Here is a 17,269-nt window from a genome sequence, read left to right as displayed (position 1 = left end):
ACAGGAGCTCTCCATGCCCGTGCCCCGAATCCTCGGCGGAACCGCACTCGGTCTCGTCAGCGTCCTCGCCCTCGCCGGCTGCGCCGCAGACCCCGCTGCCGAAGCCGACGAGGCCGCACCCACGAGCGGCACGGTCACCGTCGAGGACAACAACGGCACGCACAAGATCGCCACCCCGCCCACGTCTGTCGTCGCCACCGACAACCGCACCTTCCAGACGCTCAGCGACTGGGGCATCGAACTCGCCGCCGGCGCCGTCACCCTCATGCCCACGACGGTGGGATACAAGACCGACGAGAGCATCATCGACCTCGGCAGCCACAACGAACCCGACCTCGAGTCGGTCGTCGCCGTCGAACCCGACCTGATCATCAACGGCCAGCGCTTCACGCAGCACCACGACAAGCTCGCGAGCCTCGTGCCCGACGCGACCATCCTCGAGCTCGACCCCCGCGAGGGCGAGCCCTTCGACGACGAGCTCAAGCGTCAGGTCACCGTGCTCGGCGAGGTGTTCGGAAAGCAGAAGGAGGCGCAGCAGCTCGTCGACGACTTCGACGCCGCTGTGGCCCGCGTCAAGGACGCCTACGACGACGCGGACTCGGTCATGGCCGTCACCACGTCCGGGGGCGAGATCGGCTACATCGCCCCGAGCGCCGGCCGCACCCTCGGTCCGATCTTCGACATCCTGGGTCTCAGCCCCGCGCTCGAGGTCGACGGCGCCACCGACGATCATCAGGGTGACGACATCTCGGTCGAGGCGGTCGCGAAGGCGAACCCCGACTGGATCCTCGTCATGGACCGCGATGCCGTGTTCGCCGACCAGGAGCCGAACTACGTGCAGGCGGCCGAGATCCTCGAGAACTCCGAGGCGCTGGCATCCGTCACCGCTGTCCAGAGCGACCAGATCGTCTACATGCCCACCGACACGTACCTCAACGAGGGCATCCAGACGTACACGACCTTCCTCAACGACTTCGCCGACGCGCTCGAGAAGTCCGCGAAGTGACATCAGCGCGGTGGCGTCCGGCCGATCCCGGATGCCACCGCGCCCTCGCACCATGACACGCACACGTCCCCTCTCCGAGCCCGCCCCGGCTCCCGCCCCGCCCGCGGGTGCGGCGACCCGCGGGCGCCTCTTCGACGGCAAGCTGCTCATCGGCGTCCTCGTCGTCGCCGCCCTGCTCGTCGCCTCCCTGCTCACCGGCGTCTACGACATCTCCGGCAGTCCCGACGGCGCCGAGATGTTCCAGATCACCCGCATCCCGCGCACCATCGCCCTCGTGCTGGCGGGTGCCTCGATGGCCATGGCCGGGCTCGTCATGCAGCTGCTCACGCAGAACCGCTTCGTCGAGCCGACCACGACCGGAACCACGGAATGGGCCGGCCTCGGCCTGCTCACGGTCATGGTGCTCGTGCCGCACCCCTCGCTGCCGCTGCGCATGGCGGGTGCCGTCGTGGCCGCGTTCATCGGCACGATGATCTTCTTCCTGTTCCTCAGAAGGGTGTCGCTGCGCTCGTCGCTGATCGTGCCGATCGTGGGCATCATGCTCGGCGCGGTGGTCGGAGCCGTATCGACCTACCTCGCCCTGGCCACCAACACGCTGCAGAGCCTGGGCGTCTGGTTCGCCGGCAGCTTCACCTCGGTGCTGCGCGGCCAGTACGAGATGCTGTGGATCGTCGCCGTGGTCGGCGTGATCGTCTTCGTCGTCGCCGATCGGCTGACTGTCGCCGGTCTCGGCGAGGAGATCGCCACGAACGTCGGGCTCGACTACGACCGCATCATGCTTCTCGGCACCGCACTCATCGCCGTCGTCACCGGCGTCGTCACCGTGGTCGTCGGCAACCTGCCCTTCCTCGGCCTGATCGTGCCCAACATCGTCTCGATGCTGCGCGGCGACGACCTGCGCAGCAACCTGCCGTGGGTGTGCCTGCTCGGCATCGGGATCGTCACGCTCTGCGATCTGATCGGGCGCATCATCGTCATGCCGTTCGAAGTTCCGGTCTCGCTGATCCTCGGCATCGTCGGCGCGGTCGTGTTCGTGCTCCTCCTGCTCAGGCAGCGTCGCCGTGCTTAGGCGGGTCGACCTGCTCGGGCGGGCGAACGTCGCGCAGCAGAGGCCGATGCGCGCCGCCGCCGGCTGGTTCGCGGATGCCCGTGCCCGACGTCGCTATCTGATCGCGCTGACGATCCTGGTCGTGCTCTCGGTCGGATTCGGCATCGGACTGCTCGCCTGGGACAACCCGATGCCGTTCGGCACGGACGGTTTCTGGCGCATCGCCGAGCTGCGCTTCACGAACGTGCTCGTGATGATCATCGTCGCCGTCTGCCAGGCGGTGGCCACCGTGAGCTTCCAGACCGTCGCGACGAACCGGATCGTCACCCCGTCGATCCTCGGATTCGAGTCGCTGTACCGGGCCGTGCAGACCTCGTCGGTCTACCTGTTCGGCATCGCGGGCCTGGTCGCCATGCAGGGGCTGCTGCAGTTCGGCATCCAGATCGCCGTCATGGTGGCCCTCGCGATGCTGCTCTACGGCTGGCTGCTCACCGGACGCTACGCCAACCTGCAGATCATGCTGCTGATCGGCATCGTGATCGGCGGCGGGCTGGGGGCCATCGCCACCTTCATGCAGCGGCTGCTCACCCCCAGCGAGTTCGACGTGCTCGCCGCGCGACTGTTCGGCAACATCTCCAACGCCGACGCGTCGTACCTCCCGCTCGGCGTGCCGCTGTGCGTCGTGGCATCCGTCCTGCTGTGGATGCGCGCCCGCCGGCTCAACGTGATGGCGCTCGGCGCCGACACCGCGAACGCGCTCGGGGTGAACCACCGGCGCGAGCTGATGATCACGCTCTTCCTCGTCGCCGTGCTGATGGCGACCTCGACGGCGCTGGTCGGGCCGATGACCTTCCTCGGGTTCCTCGTCGCGACGCTCGCGTACCAGTTCGCCGGATCGGACGATCACCGCCTGGTGTTCCCCATCGCCGCGCTGACCGCCTTCACCATCCTGTCGGGCGCGTACTTCGTGATGCGCAACGTGTTCTACGCGCAGGGCGTCGTCTCGATCATCATCGAGCTCGTCGGCGGCGTCGTGTTCCTCATCGTCATCCTCAAGAAGGGACGCCTGTGATCACCATCGAGAAGGTTCGCCGCGAGTATGCGACCGACGTCGCGATCGGGCCCGTCGACCTCGTCATCCCCGAGGGCGGCATCACGGCGCTGATCGGACCGAACGGGGCGGGCAAGTCGACGCTGCTGACGATGGTCGGACGGCTGATGGGGATGGATGCCGGATCGATCGCCATCGCGGGACTCGACGTCGCGTCGGCGAAGTCGGCCGATCTCGCGAAGGTCGTGTCGATCCTGCGTCAGGAGAACCACTTCGTGACCCGGCTGACGGTGCGCCAGCTGGTCGGCTTCGGCCGCTTCCCGCATTCGAAGGGGCGGCTGACCAGGGCGGATGAGGACGTCATCAGCCGCTCGATCGATTTCCTCGATCTCGGGATGCTCGAGCATCGCTACCTCGACGAGCTGTCGGGTGGGCAGCGTCAGCGGGCGTACGTCGCGATGGTGCTCGCGCAGGACACGGATGTCGTGCTGCTCGACGAGCCGCTGAACAACCTCGACATGAAGCACGCCGTCACGATGATGGCGCAGCTGCGCCGCGCCGCCGACGAGCTCGGCCGCACGATCGTGATCGTGCTGCACGACATCAACTTCGCCGGACACTACGCCGACCGCATCTGCGCCATGAAGGACGGCCAGGTCGTCGAGTTCGGCACGCCCGCCGAGATCATGACCGACGAGGTGCTCACGCGCGTGTTCGAGACGCCCGTGCAGGTGATCGACGGCCCGCACGGACCCCTCGCCGTGTATTACTGACGCGCTCCCCGTGTGGTGTCCCGGGCAGATGTCGGCGAGAATCACGGATGTCGGTCCGAACCGCTTGTTTCCGCCGACATTCGTGCGGTCCGCCGACATCCGTGCCGCGGCACGCCGGCACCCCTTCCGGAGGGCGCGGATGACGGCACCGTCGTCAGCGGTCGCGGTGATCCTCGGGGGCGAGGCGGGCGCCGCGGCGCGGCTCCCGTGAGCCGGACGCCCAGATCAGCCGGATGATGCGCTGCCGGTGCCCGCTCCACGGGGCGAGCAGCTCGAGCATCCCGTCGTCATCGGTGCGGTGACCGGTGAGCGCGAAGCCCACCTCGTGTGCGAGATGGTAATCGCCCACGCTCACGGCGTCGGGATCGCCCAGCGAGCGGATGCGCGTCTCGGCGGAAGTCCACACGCCGACGCCGTGCAGGCTCGTCAGCACGCGATCCCGGTCGGCCCCGTCGACCGCGGCGAGGGCCGCGCGCTCGACGCTCGCCCCGCGTCGGGCCGCGGCGACGATCGTGCGTGACTGCGGCGGCTCGACAGCCGCGCGGTGCCACTGCCACGACGGGATGTCCCGCCACACGTCGTGCGCGGGGGAGGCGAACATGGGCCGCGGCACGGGGCCAGGCGCGCGCTCGCCGAAGCGGGTGACGAGATACCTCCAGGCGCCGAACGCCTGCATGCCGGTCACCTTCTGCTCGATGATCGCGCAGGCGAGGGCGTCGAAGACGCGGTCGGTTCGGGCCATCCGGATGCCGGGATGCCGCCGCGCGACCTCCGCGAGCCTCGGGTGCGTCGAGACGTCGAAGCCGGAGTCATCGTCGTCGGCACCGCACAGTCGAGGAACGACCGCCAGGGCCTCGGCGGCGCCCGGTCCCCACCCCGAGGCGTGCACCCCCTCGGTGCTCTGACGAAGGCACAGCGTCGCGATCCCGGCATCCGTCCGGAACGCCATCCAGATCCGGCCGCTGTCGACGATCATCGTCGGATCGGTTCCCCCGCGGCGCAGCATCCCGACCGTGCGACCGAGGTCGAGCGGACGCCGAGGCCGGTAGACGGACTCGCGCGCAGGCGCCACGGCATCCGTCATCAGGGTCATGCCCGCACTCTACGCGCGGTCCCTGACATCGGCCCACGGAGATCCCGTCTGCTCGTCCGCCGGCGCCCGGTGCATCAGACGGCGACACCCCGGGGTCTCAGCGAGAGCCCGGGGTGTCGGTGAGAGCCCGGGGTGTCGGTGAGGTCGGGGATCAGAAGCGGTCGGGCGAAGGCGTGCCGTGGCCGTAGCGGATCGACACGTCGGCGTGACGGTCGAAGCGGTAGCCGACACCGCGCACGGTGCGCACGATGTCCTCGTGGCGGCCGAGCTTGGCGCGCAGGCGACGCACGTGCACGTCGATGGTGCGCTCGCCGGGCGCCTCCTCGTCGGTGGATGCCTGCCACAGGGCGGAGACCAGCTCGCTGCGCTCGATGGTGCGGCCTTCGCGCAGCACCAGGTACTGCAGCAGCTCGAACTCCTTGTACGTGAACGAGGCCGATTCGCCGTCGAGCAGCACGCGCTTGCGGGAGATGTCGACGACGACGCCCGATTCCTCGTCCTTCTCCTCCTCGACGGCGGCGTTGGCACGGGCGATGGCGCCGGGCTCGTGCAGGGCGAGGCGCACGACGTCGAGGTCGCGACCACCGGCCGACTGCGGGGCGAGGGCGACGGTGGCGTGCGTCTCGGCGGTCGGAGCGAGTTCCGCGAGCGTGCGGCGCAGTGCGTCGACGAGCACGGGGAGGCTGACCCCGGCGGATGCGGCCTTGATCTCGTCGATGCCGACGTAGAGGGCGAAGCCGCGCGGCGAGCGGACGGATGGGAGGTCGGCGGCGGCGTCTGCGGGCGAGACGACGCGGACGGGGGCGGTGACGGGACGCTCGAGGAGGGCGGTGTTCGACATGATGATGGTTCCTTGCGTGAGCCGAGGGATGCGTTGCACGAATGACCGGGCGGAGCCGGTGGGGTGATGAGCGCGAAGGGTGGGCGCTCAGAGACTCGTCCCTCAGATCGAGGAGAATTCAGCGAGTCGGACTGGGTGGTTGCGCCTTAGCAACACATTCGGCAACACATGCCAACGCGACCGGGCATCATCATCCCGGCAGTCCCGTTCGCCTCCTGGGCGGACAGAGGGCTTGCGTTGGTGGTCATGGGGGCGATTATTTCCCACCGAGACGTCCCATGTCAAAACGTGACAATCCAGCGGACGAAATACGACGTAACGTTGTGGGGTGAGTTCAACCCCCAACGCCGCTGATTTCGTGTTCCTGGATGAGACGGATGCCTCCCGCTGGGCGCTCACGAGAGACGGCGAGCTGCTGAGCGTGCTGGACTACCGCGACGATGGCACGACCGTCGCGATGACCCGCGCGTTCACGATCCCGACGCATCGTGGCCACGGGTACGCCGCACGTGTGGTGGCGGGCGCTGTCGCCCAGATCGAGGCGCGCGGCGACCGCCTGATCGACCCGGTGTGCTGGTACGTCGCCGACTGGTTCGACGCGCACCCCGACAAGCAGCATCTGCTTCGGCGACGCTGACCCGATCGACACTCGCGGCCGGCTGCCCGCGCGGGTGAGCCCCGCGCGGCACGCCTCGAACACGATGTCGGAGGCCCCGCATACCGTGTGGGTATGCGCATCCTGCACACCTCCGACTGGCACATCGGCCGCACCTTCCACGGGCACTCGACCGTCGCGGCGCTGGCCGGGGTGCTCGACGCGCTGGTCGCCCAGGTGCGCGAGCACGCGGTCGACGTGGTGATCGTCGCGGGCGACGTGTTCGATTCCGCGACTCCCGCCGCATCCGCCTACAGGCTGCTCGACGACGCCCTGCTGGCGCTGCACGAAACCGGCGCCACCGTCGTGATGACCAGCGGCAATCACGATTCAGCTGCTCGGCTGGGATTCCACTCCCGCCTGCTGCGCGACGGCATCCACGTGCTCACCGATCCGCTCGCGATCGCCGCGCCTGTGACCGTGCATGACGAGCACGGCCCGGTGCACTTCTACGGCGTCCCGTACCTCGAACCGGCCATCGTGCGGCAGCACTGGATCGATGACGAGCGCGCGCTGCGCACGCAGGCGCAGGTGATGCAGCACGCCATGACGCTCGTGCGCGACGGCATGACGGCACACGGGGGTCGGTCGGTCGCGGTCGCGCACTGCTTCGCCGCCGGCGTCGACGCCACGGCCGGGCTCGAGCGCGAGGTGCGCCAGGGCGGTCTCGATCTCGTGCCGCTCTCCGCCTTCGACGGGCCCGACTACGTGGCGCTGGGGCACATCCACGGTCGCCAGCAGCTCAGCGAGCGCGTGCGCTATTCGGGCGCCCCGCTGCACTACAGCTTCGGCGAGCAGCACAAGCAGCGCGGCTCGTGGCTGGTCGACCTCGACGCGCACGGCCTCGCGTCGGTCGAATGGCTCGATCTGCCCGTGCCGCGCGCCCTGGTCACCCTCACCGGCCCGCTCGACGAGATCCTCAGCGACGAGAACGCCGCCCGTCACGCCGACGACTGGGTGTGCGCGGTCTACACCGACGCCGTGCCCCAGCACGAGCCGATGCGGCGACTGCGTGAGCGGTTCCCGTTCTGCGCCCTGGTGCAGCACCAGCCCGAGGGCGCAGACACCGTCGACGAGCGCTCGTACACGCAGCGACTGCGCTCTGCGGTCAGCGATGTCGACCGCATCGAGGCGTTCCTCGAGCACGTGCGGGCGGGCCACGGTGCGACCGAGCGCGAGGCCGAGCTGATCCGCGAGGTTCTCGACGACCGGGTGCGCGCCGAGGCGCTCGTCTGATGCAGCTGCACCGCCTCGAGATCGAGGGCTTCGGCCCGTTCCGCGGGCGTCAGAGCATCGACTTCGACGCCTTCGCCGACGACGGGATCTTCCTCATCGCCGGGCGGACGGGCGCGGGCAAGTCGAGCATCCTCGATGCCGTGTGCTTCGGGCTGTACGGTGGCGTGCCCCGCTACGAGAAGGGTGGCGAGAAGCGGCTGCGCAGCGACCACTGCGAACCCGACGACGTCACCGAGGTCGTCGTCGAGTTCAGCACCGTCGGCGGCCGGTACCGCGTGACGCGCTCACCCGAGTATCTGCGGCCGGCCAAACGCGGTGGCGGGCTCACCAAACAGGCGGCCGCGGTCTCGCTCGAAGAGCTCACGGAGGGCGGGTGGGTCGGACGCGCGGCTCGCGCGGTCGACGTCGCCAATGAGCTGAACGAGATCCTCCAGCTCACCCAGGAGCAGTTCTTGCAGGTGATCCTGCTGGCGCAGAACCGGTTCGCCGACTTCCTGCTCGCCGACAGCCGCGAACGCCAGGCGCTGCTGCGACGCCTGTTCGGCACCGACCGGTTCGCCGACTACCAGACCCGGTTCGACGAGCGTCGGCGCGAGGCCGAGCAGGCCCTCGGCGGCAGCAGGGCGATGGTCGACGCGCGACTCGACGAGGCCGAGCGGATCGTCGGCGACGCCGATCTGTGGGGTGACGACGCCGAGGCCGTCGCGGATACGACGGATGCCAGGATCGAGCGTCTTCGTCGTGCGATCGCACGGGCCGACTACCGGGTCGAGCAGCTCGGAACCGAGCGCGCCGCCGCCGAGAAGGCGCTCGCCACGGCGGACGCCGCGCTCGCGCTGCTCAAAGAGCAGCGTCAGGCGCAGACCGAGCGCGATCGCGCCCGCTCGGCACTGGCGGCGCTGGACGCGCAGGCCGACCAGATCGCGGATGCCACGACGCGGCGTGATCGTGCTCGCGCAGCCGACGCGCTGCGCGCCCTCATCGTCGCCGCGACCAGGGCATCCGTCGATCGAGCCGCGGCAGCGCAGGCGGAGGAGGCGGCCGTCGCGAGCGCCGCCGGCCTCGTGCGGGCAGACCCGACGTCGCCCGGCGCGACGCCCGACCGGATGCGCGCCGCCGCCTACCGCGACCTCGCATCCGAGCGCACGCGCGAGAGCGGCGCCTGGCAGCAGGCCGCCGAGCTCGAGGCGGGCGCCGCTCGACGCGGCGCTCAGCTGACAGCCGCGCGCACCGCGGTGGACGCGGCATCCGCAGCTCTCGCCGCCCTCGACGCCGAGCACGAGGCGCTTCCCGCCCAGATCCGAGAGCTGACCTCCGAGCACGACCTCGCCCGACGCGGCGCGGACCGGCTCGACGGCGCGGCTCAGAGCGTCGCACTCGCCGAGCGGCAGCTCGCCGGCGCGCTCGACGTCGAGCGGCTGGGGGCGGCTGTCGCCGCTGCCGCTGCTGCGGAGTCCGCGGCATCCGACGCGCACACCCGCGCTCAGGCCGAGCTCGCGCACCTGCGGCGGCGCCGGCTCGACGGGTATGCCGGCGAACTGGCGAGCGCACTCGTCGACGGCGAGCCGTGTGCCGTGTGCGGCGCGACCGCGCATCCGGCCCCGGCCGCGCACGCCGACCCCGTGTCGGCCGACGACATCGAGGCCGCCGAGATCGCGCGAGACGCGGTGGCGGCAGCAGAGCGCGCCGCATCGCGTGCCCTCGCCGAGCGCACTGCCGAGCTCGCCGCCGCGCGGGAGCGCTCCGGCGGGCTCGGCGCCGACGACGCGCGTGCACGACTCGCCGTGGTCGTCGCCGCCCGCGATGCGGCCGAAGCCGACGTCGCTCGCTCTCGGGAGCTGAGTGCCAGGCTCGACGACCTGCATCGCGGCCTCGCCGACCTCGAGCAGCGCCGAGCGCAGGCATCCGACGCTCTCGCCTCATCCCGCACCGAGCTCTCCCTGGCCGAGCAGCGCATCGCCGACGCCGACGCGGCCATCGCACGTGCCCGCGGCGATCACGACACGGTCGCCGACCGGCTCGCCGAGGCGCACGAGCAGATCGCGATCGCCACGGCTGCGGCCGAGGCGATCGAAGCGCACGCCGACGCCGCCGGGCGCGACCATGCCGCCGGCGCCGAGCTCACCGAGGCGCTCGAGGCGTCCGTCTTCGCCGACGCCACCGAAGCCCAGCACGCGATGATCAGCGCGACCGAGCTGTCGGCTCTCGATGAGCGCATCACCGCCTATGCGGTCGACGTGAAGAAAGAGCGCGCGCTGCTGCTCGACCTCGAGATGCGCATGCTCCCCGAAGAGCCGATCGACCTCGCCCCTGCCGAGCAGCGGGCGCAGCAGGCTCGCGATGCCTGGCAGGGTGCGGTCGACGCCGACAGCCGCGCGCGCAGCGTGCAGAAGAGCCTCTCCGCGACCGTCGACTCCGCGGCGCACGCCCATGCGGCGTCGGCCGAGCAGGCAGCCGAGTTCGAGGTGCTCCGCGGGCTCGCCGACGCTCTCGCCGGCCGTTCGGGCAACACGCACAAGATGAACCTCGAGACCTTCGTGCTCGCCGCCGAACTCGAAGAGATCGTGTCCGCCGCGAACCTCCGACTGCACGACATGTCCGACGGTCGCTATCAGCTGCGCCACTCCGACGCGCTGGCCGCACGCGGCGCAGCATCCGGCCTCGGGATCGTCGTCTTCGACGCGTTCACCGGGCAGACCAGACCCGCCAAGTCGCTCTCCGGCGGCGAGACGTTCCTGTCGTCGCTCGCGCTCGCGCTGGGACTGGCCGAGGTGGTCACGGCCCGTGCCGGGGGCATCCGGCTCGACACGCTCTTCATCGACGAGGGGTTCGGCTCACTCGACGCCGACACGCTCGAGACGGCGATGCGCACCCTCGACGAGCTGCGTCAGGGCGGACGCACGGTCGGGGTGATCAGCCACGTCGAAGCGATGCAGGAGCAGATCCCCGCTCAGCTGCGCGTCCGCACCGTTCCTGACGGGCACAGCGTCATCGACGCACCGCGGCGCGCGGTCTGATCAGAGCGAGTACTCGCGGCGCATGTGCTCCCAGAGCTGCGCGCTGCACGCCGCGACGACGTCGTCCCACACCTGGGTCGCGCCGTCCTGCGCACGATCCGACACGATGCGCATCACCCGGATCGGCACGTCGAACTTCTGCGCCACCCAGATGAACGAGAACGTCTCCATGTCGACCAGCACGCCGCCGAGCCCGCGGATTCTCGCGACCGCATCGGCATCGTCGACGAAGATGTCACCCGTGGCGATGGTCACGCCATCCCGACCCGTCTCGACGCGCGAGGGCAGTGACACGTGCTGACCGATCACGCCGTCGAGGTCCTGCACATCGTGCTGGATCGCCGCGCTCACGTCGTAGATCCCCGACTCGACGGAGTCGTCCACCGCGCCGGCGGTGCCGACCACGACGATCTCGTCGTAGCGCGTCGCGTCGAGCGCGCGGGTCAGGCCGTACGCGGCCATCAGCTTCCCCGGGCCGGTGACCAGGCGGTCGAAGCCGGAAAGCTCAGCGGGGAAGGCCTGCAGTTCGGATGCCAGGGCGGCGACGAGAAGTCTCACGTCCCCATCCTCTCAGCTGGGGGAGACTGGTACCGACGAAGGAGGCGCCATGACCGTGCAGCAGCAGATCATCGAAGACCTGGGCGTGAAGCCCGAGATCGACCCCGCGGGAGAGAACGAGAAGAGGATCGGATTCCTCGTCGACTACCTGCGCGCCACGGGCGCGAAGGGCTTCGTGCTCGGCATCTCGGGCGGGCAGGACTCCACCCTCGCCGGCCGCCTCGCCCAGCTCGCCGTGGAGCGTGTGCGAGCCGACGGGGGTGAGGCGACGTTCCTCGCGGTGCGTCTGCCGTTCCGCGTGCAGGCGGATGCCGCCGACGCGGAATCCGCGATCGACTTCATCGCAGCCGATCGCTCGGTGACGGTCAACATCCAGAACGGCGTCGACGGGCTCGAACGCGACCTCGAGGAGGGCCTCGGCGAGAGCATCTCCGACTTCAACCGCGGCAACATCAAGGCACGGCTGCGGATGGTGGTGCAGTACGCACTCGGCGGCCACGACGGATTGCTCGTGATCGGCACCGATCATGCCGCCGAGGCGGTGACCGGCTTCTACACGAAGTTCGGCGACGGGGCCGCAGACCTCGTCCCGCTCGCCGGGCTCAACAAGCGTCAGGGACGCGCGATGCTGAAACAGCTCGGCGCCCCCGAGCACCTTTACATGAAGGTGCCCACCGCCGACCTGCTCGACGGCATGCCCGGTCGCGCGGACGAGGACGAACTGGGGCTCACCTATGAGCAGATCGACGACTACCTCGAGGGCAGGCAGATCGACCCGGCCGCGGCCGGGATCATCGAGCAGAAGTACCGGGCATCCCGGCACAAGCGGCATCTTCCCGTCGCTCCCGCCGACGGATGGTGGCGCTGAGGACCGCCCTGAACACCCGCGCCGGGTGATGTCCGAGCCTGCGGATAGTGTCGAAGGCAGGCAAGGGAGAGGGGCATCGTGCGGGTCATCGCAGCGGAGAACCGGGTCGTCTGGAGTGCCAGCGACCTGAAGCTGGCGGCGGAGTGCGAGTTCGCCTGGTCACGGGCTCTCGACGCGAAGCTCGGTCGCGTTCCCGCGGTGGAAGAGCCCGAGGACGCCACGCTCGAACGCGCAGCCCGTCTCGGCGACCGCCATGAGGAGAAGGTCCTCGCGAGGTACATCGGCGAGCTGGGGGAGTCCGTCGACGGCGGTCCCGGCGTGGTGGTGCTGCCGAAGGTGTCGTCGGCGGATGCCGGCGAGCTGGCCGCCACGGTCGACGCCACCGTGCGCGCCCTGCGCTCCGGTGCGTCATTGGTCTTCCAGGCCGCGTTCTCGACCCCGGAGTTCGTCGGATTCGCCGACTTCATCGCTCGCGACGAGCCGCTTCCCGGGGAGAGCGCCGGGCGCTGGCGTGTGCAGGACTCGAAGCTCGCCCGCACGGCGCGCGCGACCGCTCTGATGCAGCTCGGGGCCTATGTCGATCAGCTCGATCGGCTCGGCATCCCTCGATCCGACGAGGTCGACCTGATCCTCGGCGACGGCACGACGAGCACGCACCGCGTCGACGATCTGCTTCCGCTGTTCCACGTGCGCCGCGCTCGCCTGCGCAGTCTGATCGCCGATCGCCGGCTCGCCGACGGTGCCGCGGGCGCGCCACTGGCCTGGGGCGACGACCGCGGCGACCTGCAGGTCACCGCGTGCGGGCGCTGCGCGACATGCGATGAGCAGGTGGCGGCGCACCGCGACCTGCTGATGGTCGCCCGCATGCGGCCCGTGCAGCGGCAGAAGCTGCGCGCGGCGGGCATCCACTCGATCGACGATCTCGCCGACGCCGCAGACGTGCCCGACGGGATGAACGCCGACACCTTCAGCGCGCTGCGCGCGCAGGCCCGGCTGCAGGCAGGGGCGCCGGCCGAGACCGGTGCTCCTCCGCCCTTCGAGCTCGTCTCGGCGAACGCCATCGGCATGATGCCCCGCCCCAGCCGCGGCGATCTGTTCTTCGACTTTGAGGGAGACCCGCTCTACACCGAAGCCGTCGCACCCGGTGACAGCCCGCGATGGGGCATCGACTACCTGTTCGGGTGGACAGACAACGCCGAGCAGTACTCGGCGCTGTGGGCGCACACCTTCGCCGACGAGAAGACCGCGCTGCTCGACTTCCTCGAGTTCGTGAAGCTGCGCCGGCAGACGCACCCCGACATGCACATCTATCACTACGCGCCGTACGAGACATCGCATCTGGCCGCGATGGCGGCGCGGCACGGGGCGGGAGAGGCTGACGTCGACCGGCTGCTGCGTGAGGGCGTCTTCGTCGACCTGTACCCGATCGTGCTGCGCTCGGTGCGCATCGGATCGCGCTCGTACTCGATCAAGAGACTCGAGCCGCTCTACATGGGCGACGAGGTGCGCACGAGCGACGTGCAGAAGGGCGACGACTCGATCGTCCGATACGTGCAGGCGCGCGAGCTGCGGGCATCCGGTCGGGATGCCGAGGCGCAGGCCATCCTCGATGACCTCGCCGACTACAACCGCTACGACTGCGTGTCGACCAGGCGACTGCGCGACTGGCTGATCTCGCTCGCGAGAGAGGCCGGAGTGGTGCCCGCTCCGCCGGACGACCCCGAGACCCGGGCCTACGAGCCCTCACCGCTGTCACTCGCGCTGCAGGCCGAGGCGACCCGCGCGGATGACGAGTCGGCCGCGGCGTCGTACCGGGTCGCGGCCGCGGCGATCGACTACCACCCGAGGGAGGCGAAGAGCTTCTGGCAGGGGCACTTCCAGCGCCTGCGCGAGCCGGTGTCGATCTGGGAGTCGACCCGCGACGTGCTGCGCGTCGACGAGGGCTCCAGCGGCGTCGACAGCGACTGGGCTGTCGACGAGGGTCGCCGAGCTCAGACCAGGCTCGTGCGCCTGCGCGGCGAGGTCGCCCCGGGCAGCACGCTGAACGTCGGCGGACGCCCGTTCGCGCTCTACGCAGTGCCCACGCCCTTCGACGTGCCCGCGCCCTCGCGCGTCATCCACGTGCCGCACGAGGTCGAGATCGTCGAGGTGCTCGACGACGGCTACGTGGTGCGCGAGCGCACCGTGCAGGGCCAGGTGTGGGATGAGCTGCCCGTCGCCCTCGCGCCGGCGGCGCCGCCGAACGTCCTCTCCCAGCAGGGCGCCATCGAGCAGTGGGCGGCATCGCTGCATCACGCGGCGCCGGACTTCCCGAGCGACGCCGCCACCGACATCCTGCGTCGCATTCCGCCGCGCACGACCTCCGGATCCCCTCTTGCGTCGGTCGAGAGCAGCGGCGACGTCATCGACGCGATCATCCGCAGCGTGCTCGACCTCGACGACAGCTATCTCGCGGTGCAGGGCCCTCCCGGCACCGGGAAGACCTACACCGGCTCGCACGTGATCGCTCGGCTGGTGCGCGAGCACGGATACCGCATCGGGGTCGTCGCGCAATCGCACGCCATCGTCGAGAATCTGCTCGAACGCGTCGTGGCCGCCGGCGTGCCGGCGGCGCAGGTGGCGAAGGCCCCGAAGGATCCGGATGCCGCCGAGCCCGCGTTCACCGTCATCCGCAAAGACGGCATGGCCGCCTTCCTCGCCGAGCACGCCCACCACGGGGCTGTCGTCGGTGGAACGGCGTGGGACTTCAGCAACACCCGGCGCGTCGAGCGCAACGGCCTGGACCTGCTGGTGATCGACGAGGCCGGGCAGTTCTCGCTCGCCTCCACCATCGCGGTCGCGGCGGGAGCGAAGCGGCTGCTGCTGCTCGGCGACCCGCAGCAGCTGCCGCAGGTCAGTCAGGGCACGCATCCCGAGCCGGTGAACACGTCGGCACTCGGCTGGGTGATGGACGGCTCGTCGGTCATCGATCCGCGGTACGGCTACTTCCTCGCCGAGTCGTGGCGCATGCATCCAGCCGTGGCCGCGCCCGTCTCGCAGCTGTCCTACGCGGGGCGGCTGGCCTCGGCTGCAGGAGCGGAGCGGCGCATCGTCGAGGGTGTCGAGCCGGGCCTGCACGTCGTGCCGATACGCCATCGCGGCAACTCCACCCAGTCGGCCGAGGAGGCCGCCGAGGTGGTGCGCATCGTGCACGGTCTCATCGGCCGCACCTACGTCGACGGCATGCGCGACGACCCGCCACGCCCGCTCGAGCAGCGCGACATCATCGTCGTCGCTCCGTACAACGCGCAGAAGCAGCTCGTCCACGACGAGCTGTCTGCGGCGGGATACGGCGATGTCGCCGTCGGCACCGTCGACAACTTCCAGGGGAAGGAGGCGGTCGTGTCGGTCACGTCGCTCGCCGCGTCCAGCGGGCGGGACGCACCGCGCGGGCCGGAGTTCCTGCTGCTGCAGAATCGACTCAACGTCGCCATCTCCCGGGCGAAGAGCGTCGCCTACCTGGTGCACTCGCCTGCACTGCTCGACGACCTGCCCTGGACTGCTGAGGGCGTCGCGCGCTTGAGCGCCTTCGCGCATCTCGTCGGCGCCGACCGCGAGTGATGGGCGACGCCGTGCACGCTGTCGACGACATCCTTCGTGCCTCTGCGGCGTGGGTGTGGTTCCCGCGCGGCAGCGAGCAGGAGAAGACCGACCTGCAGCTGGTGCGACACCCTGCGCGATTCGGCGGCGGGGTGAAGGCATCGCAGGTCGACTCGGCGAGAAGCCCGGCCGAGGTTCTCGAGCACGCCATCGAGCGCACACGCGAGTGGGGCGAGACCGAGCTCACCTTCTGGACCAGCGCGTCCGACAGCCCCGACCTCGAAGACGAGCTGCATCGACGAGGAGCACGGCACGTCGACACCGTCGCGGTGCTGGCTCGTCCGATCTCGGGCATGCCGACCGCCGTGCCGGACGACGCGACGGTCGAGGTCGTCCGCACCGAGGAGCAGCTCCGCGAGATCGACCGGATCAACGTCACCGTGTGGGATCACCAGAGCGCGCTCACCGATGAGAGCCTTCGCGAGGAACTTGACGAGATCACCGAGTCGCTGGCATCCGGAACCGGCGGGCGGGTGCTCTCCAGGATCGACGGCGTCGCCGTCAGCACCGGCGGATGCACGGTCGCCGACGGCTTCGTTCGCCTCTGGGGCGCTGCCACCCTCTCCGAGTCGCGGGGGAGAGGGGCCTACCGAGCGGTGCTGGCCGAACGGCTGCGGCTCGGCGCCGAGTTCGGCGCGACGACCGCGCTCGTCAAGGGTCGCATCGCGACCTCCGCGCCGATCCTCGCCCGTGCGGGATTCCAGCACTTCGGTGATGAACGCGGCTACGTGCTCACCGTCTGAGGCGAGAAGCCACTTCTCGCGTGGGAAACCCGCACCCGACCGGTTTCGGATGCGGGATGTGGTCTCTCAGTGGCGTCGACCGGCGCGGTGACCGCCGACGCGTGTCAGACCGTGCCGTAGAGGCGGTCGCCGGCGTCGCCGAGCCCGGGCACGATGTAGCCCTTCTCATTCAGGCGCTCGTCCAGCGCGCCCAGCACGAGGGTCACATCGGCGTCGCCGACCATCTTCTCGATCGCCGCGACACCCTCGGGGGTGCCGAGCAGGCAGATCGCGGTGACGTTCTTCGCACCGCGATCGAAGAGGAACTGGATCGCCGCGGCCAGCGAGCCGCCGGTGGCGAGCATCGGATCGATGGCGAAGCACTGCCGGTCGCTGAGGTCGTCGGGCAGTCGCTCGGCGTAGGTCGTCGGCTCGAAGGTCTCCTCGTCGCGCACCATGCCGAGGAACCCGACCTCGGCGGTGGGGATCAGCTTGACCAGGCCCTCGAGCATCCCGAGACCCGCGCGCAGGATCGGCACCACGATCGGGCGCGGCTCGGCGATCTTCACCCCGGTCGTCGTCGTGACCGGGGTCTTCACCTCGATCGGCTCGACCTTGACGTCGCGGGTCGCCTCGTAGGCGAGCAGTGTCACCAGCTCTTCGGTCAGCTGACGAAAGACCGGCGATGAGGTCCTCTCATCCCGCAGCACGGTGAGCTTGTGAGTGATGAGCGGGTGATCGGCCACATGAACGCGCATGGGT

At 70.2% G+C, this 17,269-nt stretch carries 14 protein-coding genes; 10 read left to right on the top strand and 4 right to left on the bottom strand.

All coding sequences use genetic code 11. The features are described 5' to 3' along the window. Nucleotides 1-13 precede the first annotated feature (13 nt). The 4 genes from H9633_RS03825 to H9633_RS03810 are packed head-to-tail and all read left to right on the top strand — an operon-like array spanning nucleotide 14 to nucleotide 3,878. Nucleotides 14-1,006, top strand: coding sequence for a siderophore ABC transporter substrate-binding protein (locus H9633_RS03825; RefSeq protein ID WP_191712154.1), 993 nt, complete (start codon nucleotides 14-16; stop codon nucleotides 1,004-1,006). Nucleotides 1,007-1,058: 52 nt separating this feature from the next. After that, nucleotides 1,059-2,075, top strand: a complete 1,017-nt coding sequence (locus tag H9633_RS03820; protein WP_225211042.1) for an ABC transporter permease — start codon at nucleotides 1,059-1,061, stop codon at nucleotides 2,073-2,075. Between the two features lie 46 nt (nucleotides 2,076-2,121). Beyond that, on the top strand, nucleotides 2,122-3,126 hold the full coding sequence (locus tag H9633_RS03815; RefSeq protein ID WP_191712925.1) for an iron chelate uptake ABC transporter family permease subunit: 1,005 nt from the start codon (nucleotides 2,122-2,124) through the stop codon (nucleotides 3,124-3,126). Beyond that, nucleotides 3,123-3,878, top strand: coding sequence for an iron ABC transporter ATP-binding protein (locus H9633_RS03810; RefSeq protein WP_191712152.1), 756 nt, complete (start codon nucleotides 3,123-3,125; stop codon nucleotides 3,876-3,878). The genes H9633_RS03815 and H9633_RS03810 overlap by 4 nt, the downstream gene beginning before the upstream one ends. 154 nt (nucleotides 3,879-4,032) lie before the next feature. Here H9633_RS03810 and H9633_RS03805 read toward each other — a convergent pair whose 3' ends face one another. Next, nucleotides 4,033-4,971: a DNA-3-methyladenine glycosylase family protein gene (locus H9633_RS03805; protein WP_191712151.1), complete on the bottom strand. Its 939-nt coding sequence runs from the start codon at nucleotides 4,969-4,971 to the stop codon at nucleotides 4,033-4,035. A gap of 151 nt (nucleotides 4,972-5,122) precedes the next feature. Then, nucleotides 5,123-5,812, bottom strand: coding sequence for a winged helix-turn-helix domain-containing protein (locus tag H9633_RS03800; RefSeq protein ID WP_191712150.1), 690 nt, complete (start codon nucleotides 5,810-5,812; stop codon nucleotides 5,123-5,125). Nucleotides 5,813-6,140: 328 nt separating this feature from the next. On the opposite strand from H9633_RS03800, the gene H9633_RS03795 reads away from it, so the two are divergent. From H9633_RS03795 to H9633_RS03785, 3 genes are all read left to right on the top strand, one after another. Further along, nucleotides 6,141-6,449 carry a GNAT family N-acetyltransferase gene (locus tag H9633_RS03795; RefSeq protein ID WP_191712149.1) on the top strand — a complete coding sequence of 103 codons (309 nt, stop codon included), beginning with the start codon at nucleotides 6,141-6,143 and terminating at the stop codon, nucleotides 6,447-6,449. Nucleotides 6,450-6,542: 93 nt separating this feature from the next. Beyond that, nucleotides 6,543-7,703 (top strand): exonuclease SbcCD subunit D, encoded by a 1,161-nt coding sequence (locus H9633_RS03790; protein WP_071644781.1) that lies wholly within the window; start codon nucleotides 6,543-6,545, stop codon nucleotides 7,701-7,703. After that, nucleotides 7,703-10,720, top strand: coding sequence for an AAA family ATPase (locus H9633_RS03785; protein WP_191712148.1), 3,018 nt, complete (start codon nucleotides 7,703-7,705; stop codon nucleotides 10,718-10,720). The genes H9633_RS03790 and H9633_RS03785 overlap by 1 nt, the downstream gene beginning before the upstream one ends. Here H9633_RS03785 and H9633_RS03780 read toward each other — a convergent pair whose 3' ends face one another. Beyond that, entirely contained in the window at nucleotides 10,721-11,278 is a 558-nt protein-coding gene (locus tag H9633_RS03780) for a phosphorylase family protein (RefSeq protein ID WP_191712147.1), read from the bottom strand. A 49-nt stretch (nucleotides 11,279-11,327) separates the two neighbouring features. Here H9633_RS03780 and nadE point away from each other — a divergent pair, with 49 nt between their 5' ends. The 3 genes from nadE (at nucleotide 11,328) to H9633_RS03765 (ending at nucleotide 16,528) form a co-directional block, all read left to right on the top strand. Then, nucleotides 11,328-12,146 carry an ammonia-dependent NAD(+) synthetase gene (gene nadE / locus H9633_RS03775; RefSeq protein ID WP_071645015.1) on the top strand — a complete coding sequence of 273 codons (819 nt, stop codon included), beginning with the start codon at nucleotides 11,328-11,330 and terminating at the stop codon, nucleotides 12,144-12,146. A 78-nt stretch (nucleotides 12,147-12,224) separates the two neighbouring features. Further along, the gene (locus tag H9633_RS03770; RefSeq protein ID WP_191712146.1) at nucleotides 12,225-15,746 is read left to right on the top strand and encodes a TM0106 family RecB-like putative nuclease; all 3,522 of its coding nucleotides are present in this window, start codon (nucleotides 12,225-12,227) and stop codon (nucleotides 15,744-15,746) included. 11 nt (nucleotides 15,747-15,757) lie between these two features. Beyond that, nucleotides 15,758-16,528, top strand: coding sequence for a hypothetical protein (locus H9633_RS03765; RefSeq protein ID WP_318247184.1), 771 nt, complete (start codon nucleotides 15,758-15,760; stop codon nucleotides 16,526-16,528). A gap of 104 nt (nucleotides 16,529-16,632) precedes the next feature. On the opposite strand, the gene upp is transcribed toward H9633_RS03765, so the two are convergent. Continuing rightward, nucleotides 16,633-17,265 carry a uracil phosphoribosyltransferase gene (upp, locus tag H9633_RS03760; protein ID WP_071645016.1) on the bottom strand — a complete coding sequence of 211 codons (633 nt, stop codon included), beginning with the start codon at nucleotides 17,263-17,265 and terminating at the stop codon, nucleotides 16,633-16,635. Nucleotides 17,266-17,269 lie beyond the last annotated feature (4 nt).

Origin of the sequence: Microbacterium commune (genome assembly GCF_014836945.1) — a bacterium.
Taxonomy (GTDB): Bacteria; Actinomycetota; Actinomycetes; order Actinomycetales; family Microbacteriaceae; genus Microbacterium; species Microbacterium commune.
The sequence above is the reverse complement of the archived record's forward strand: the minus strand, read 5'-3'. Positions and strand labels throughout refer to the sequence as shown.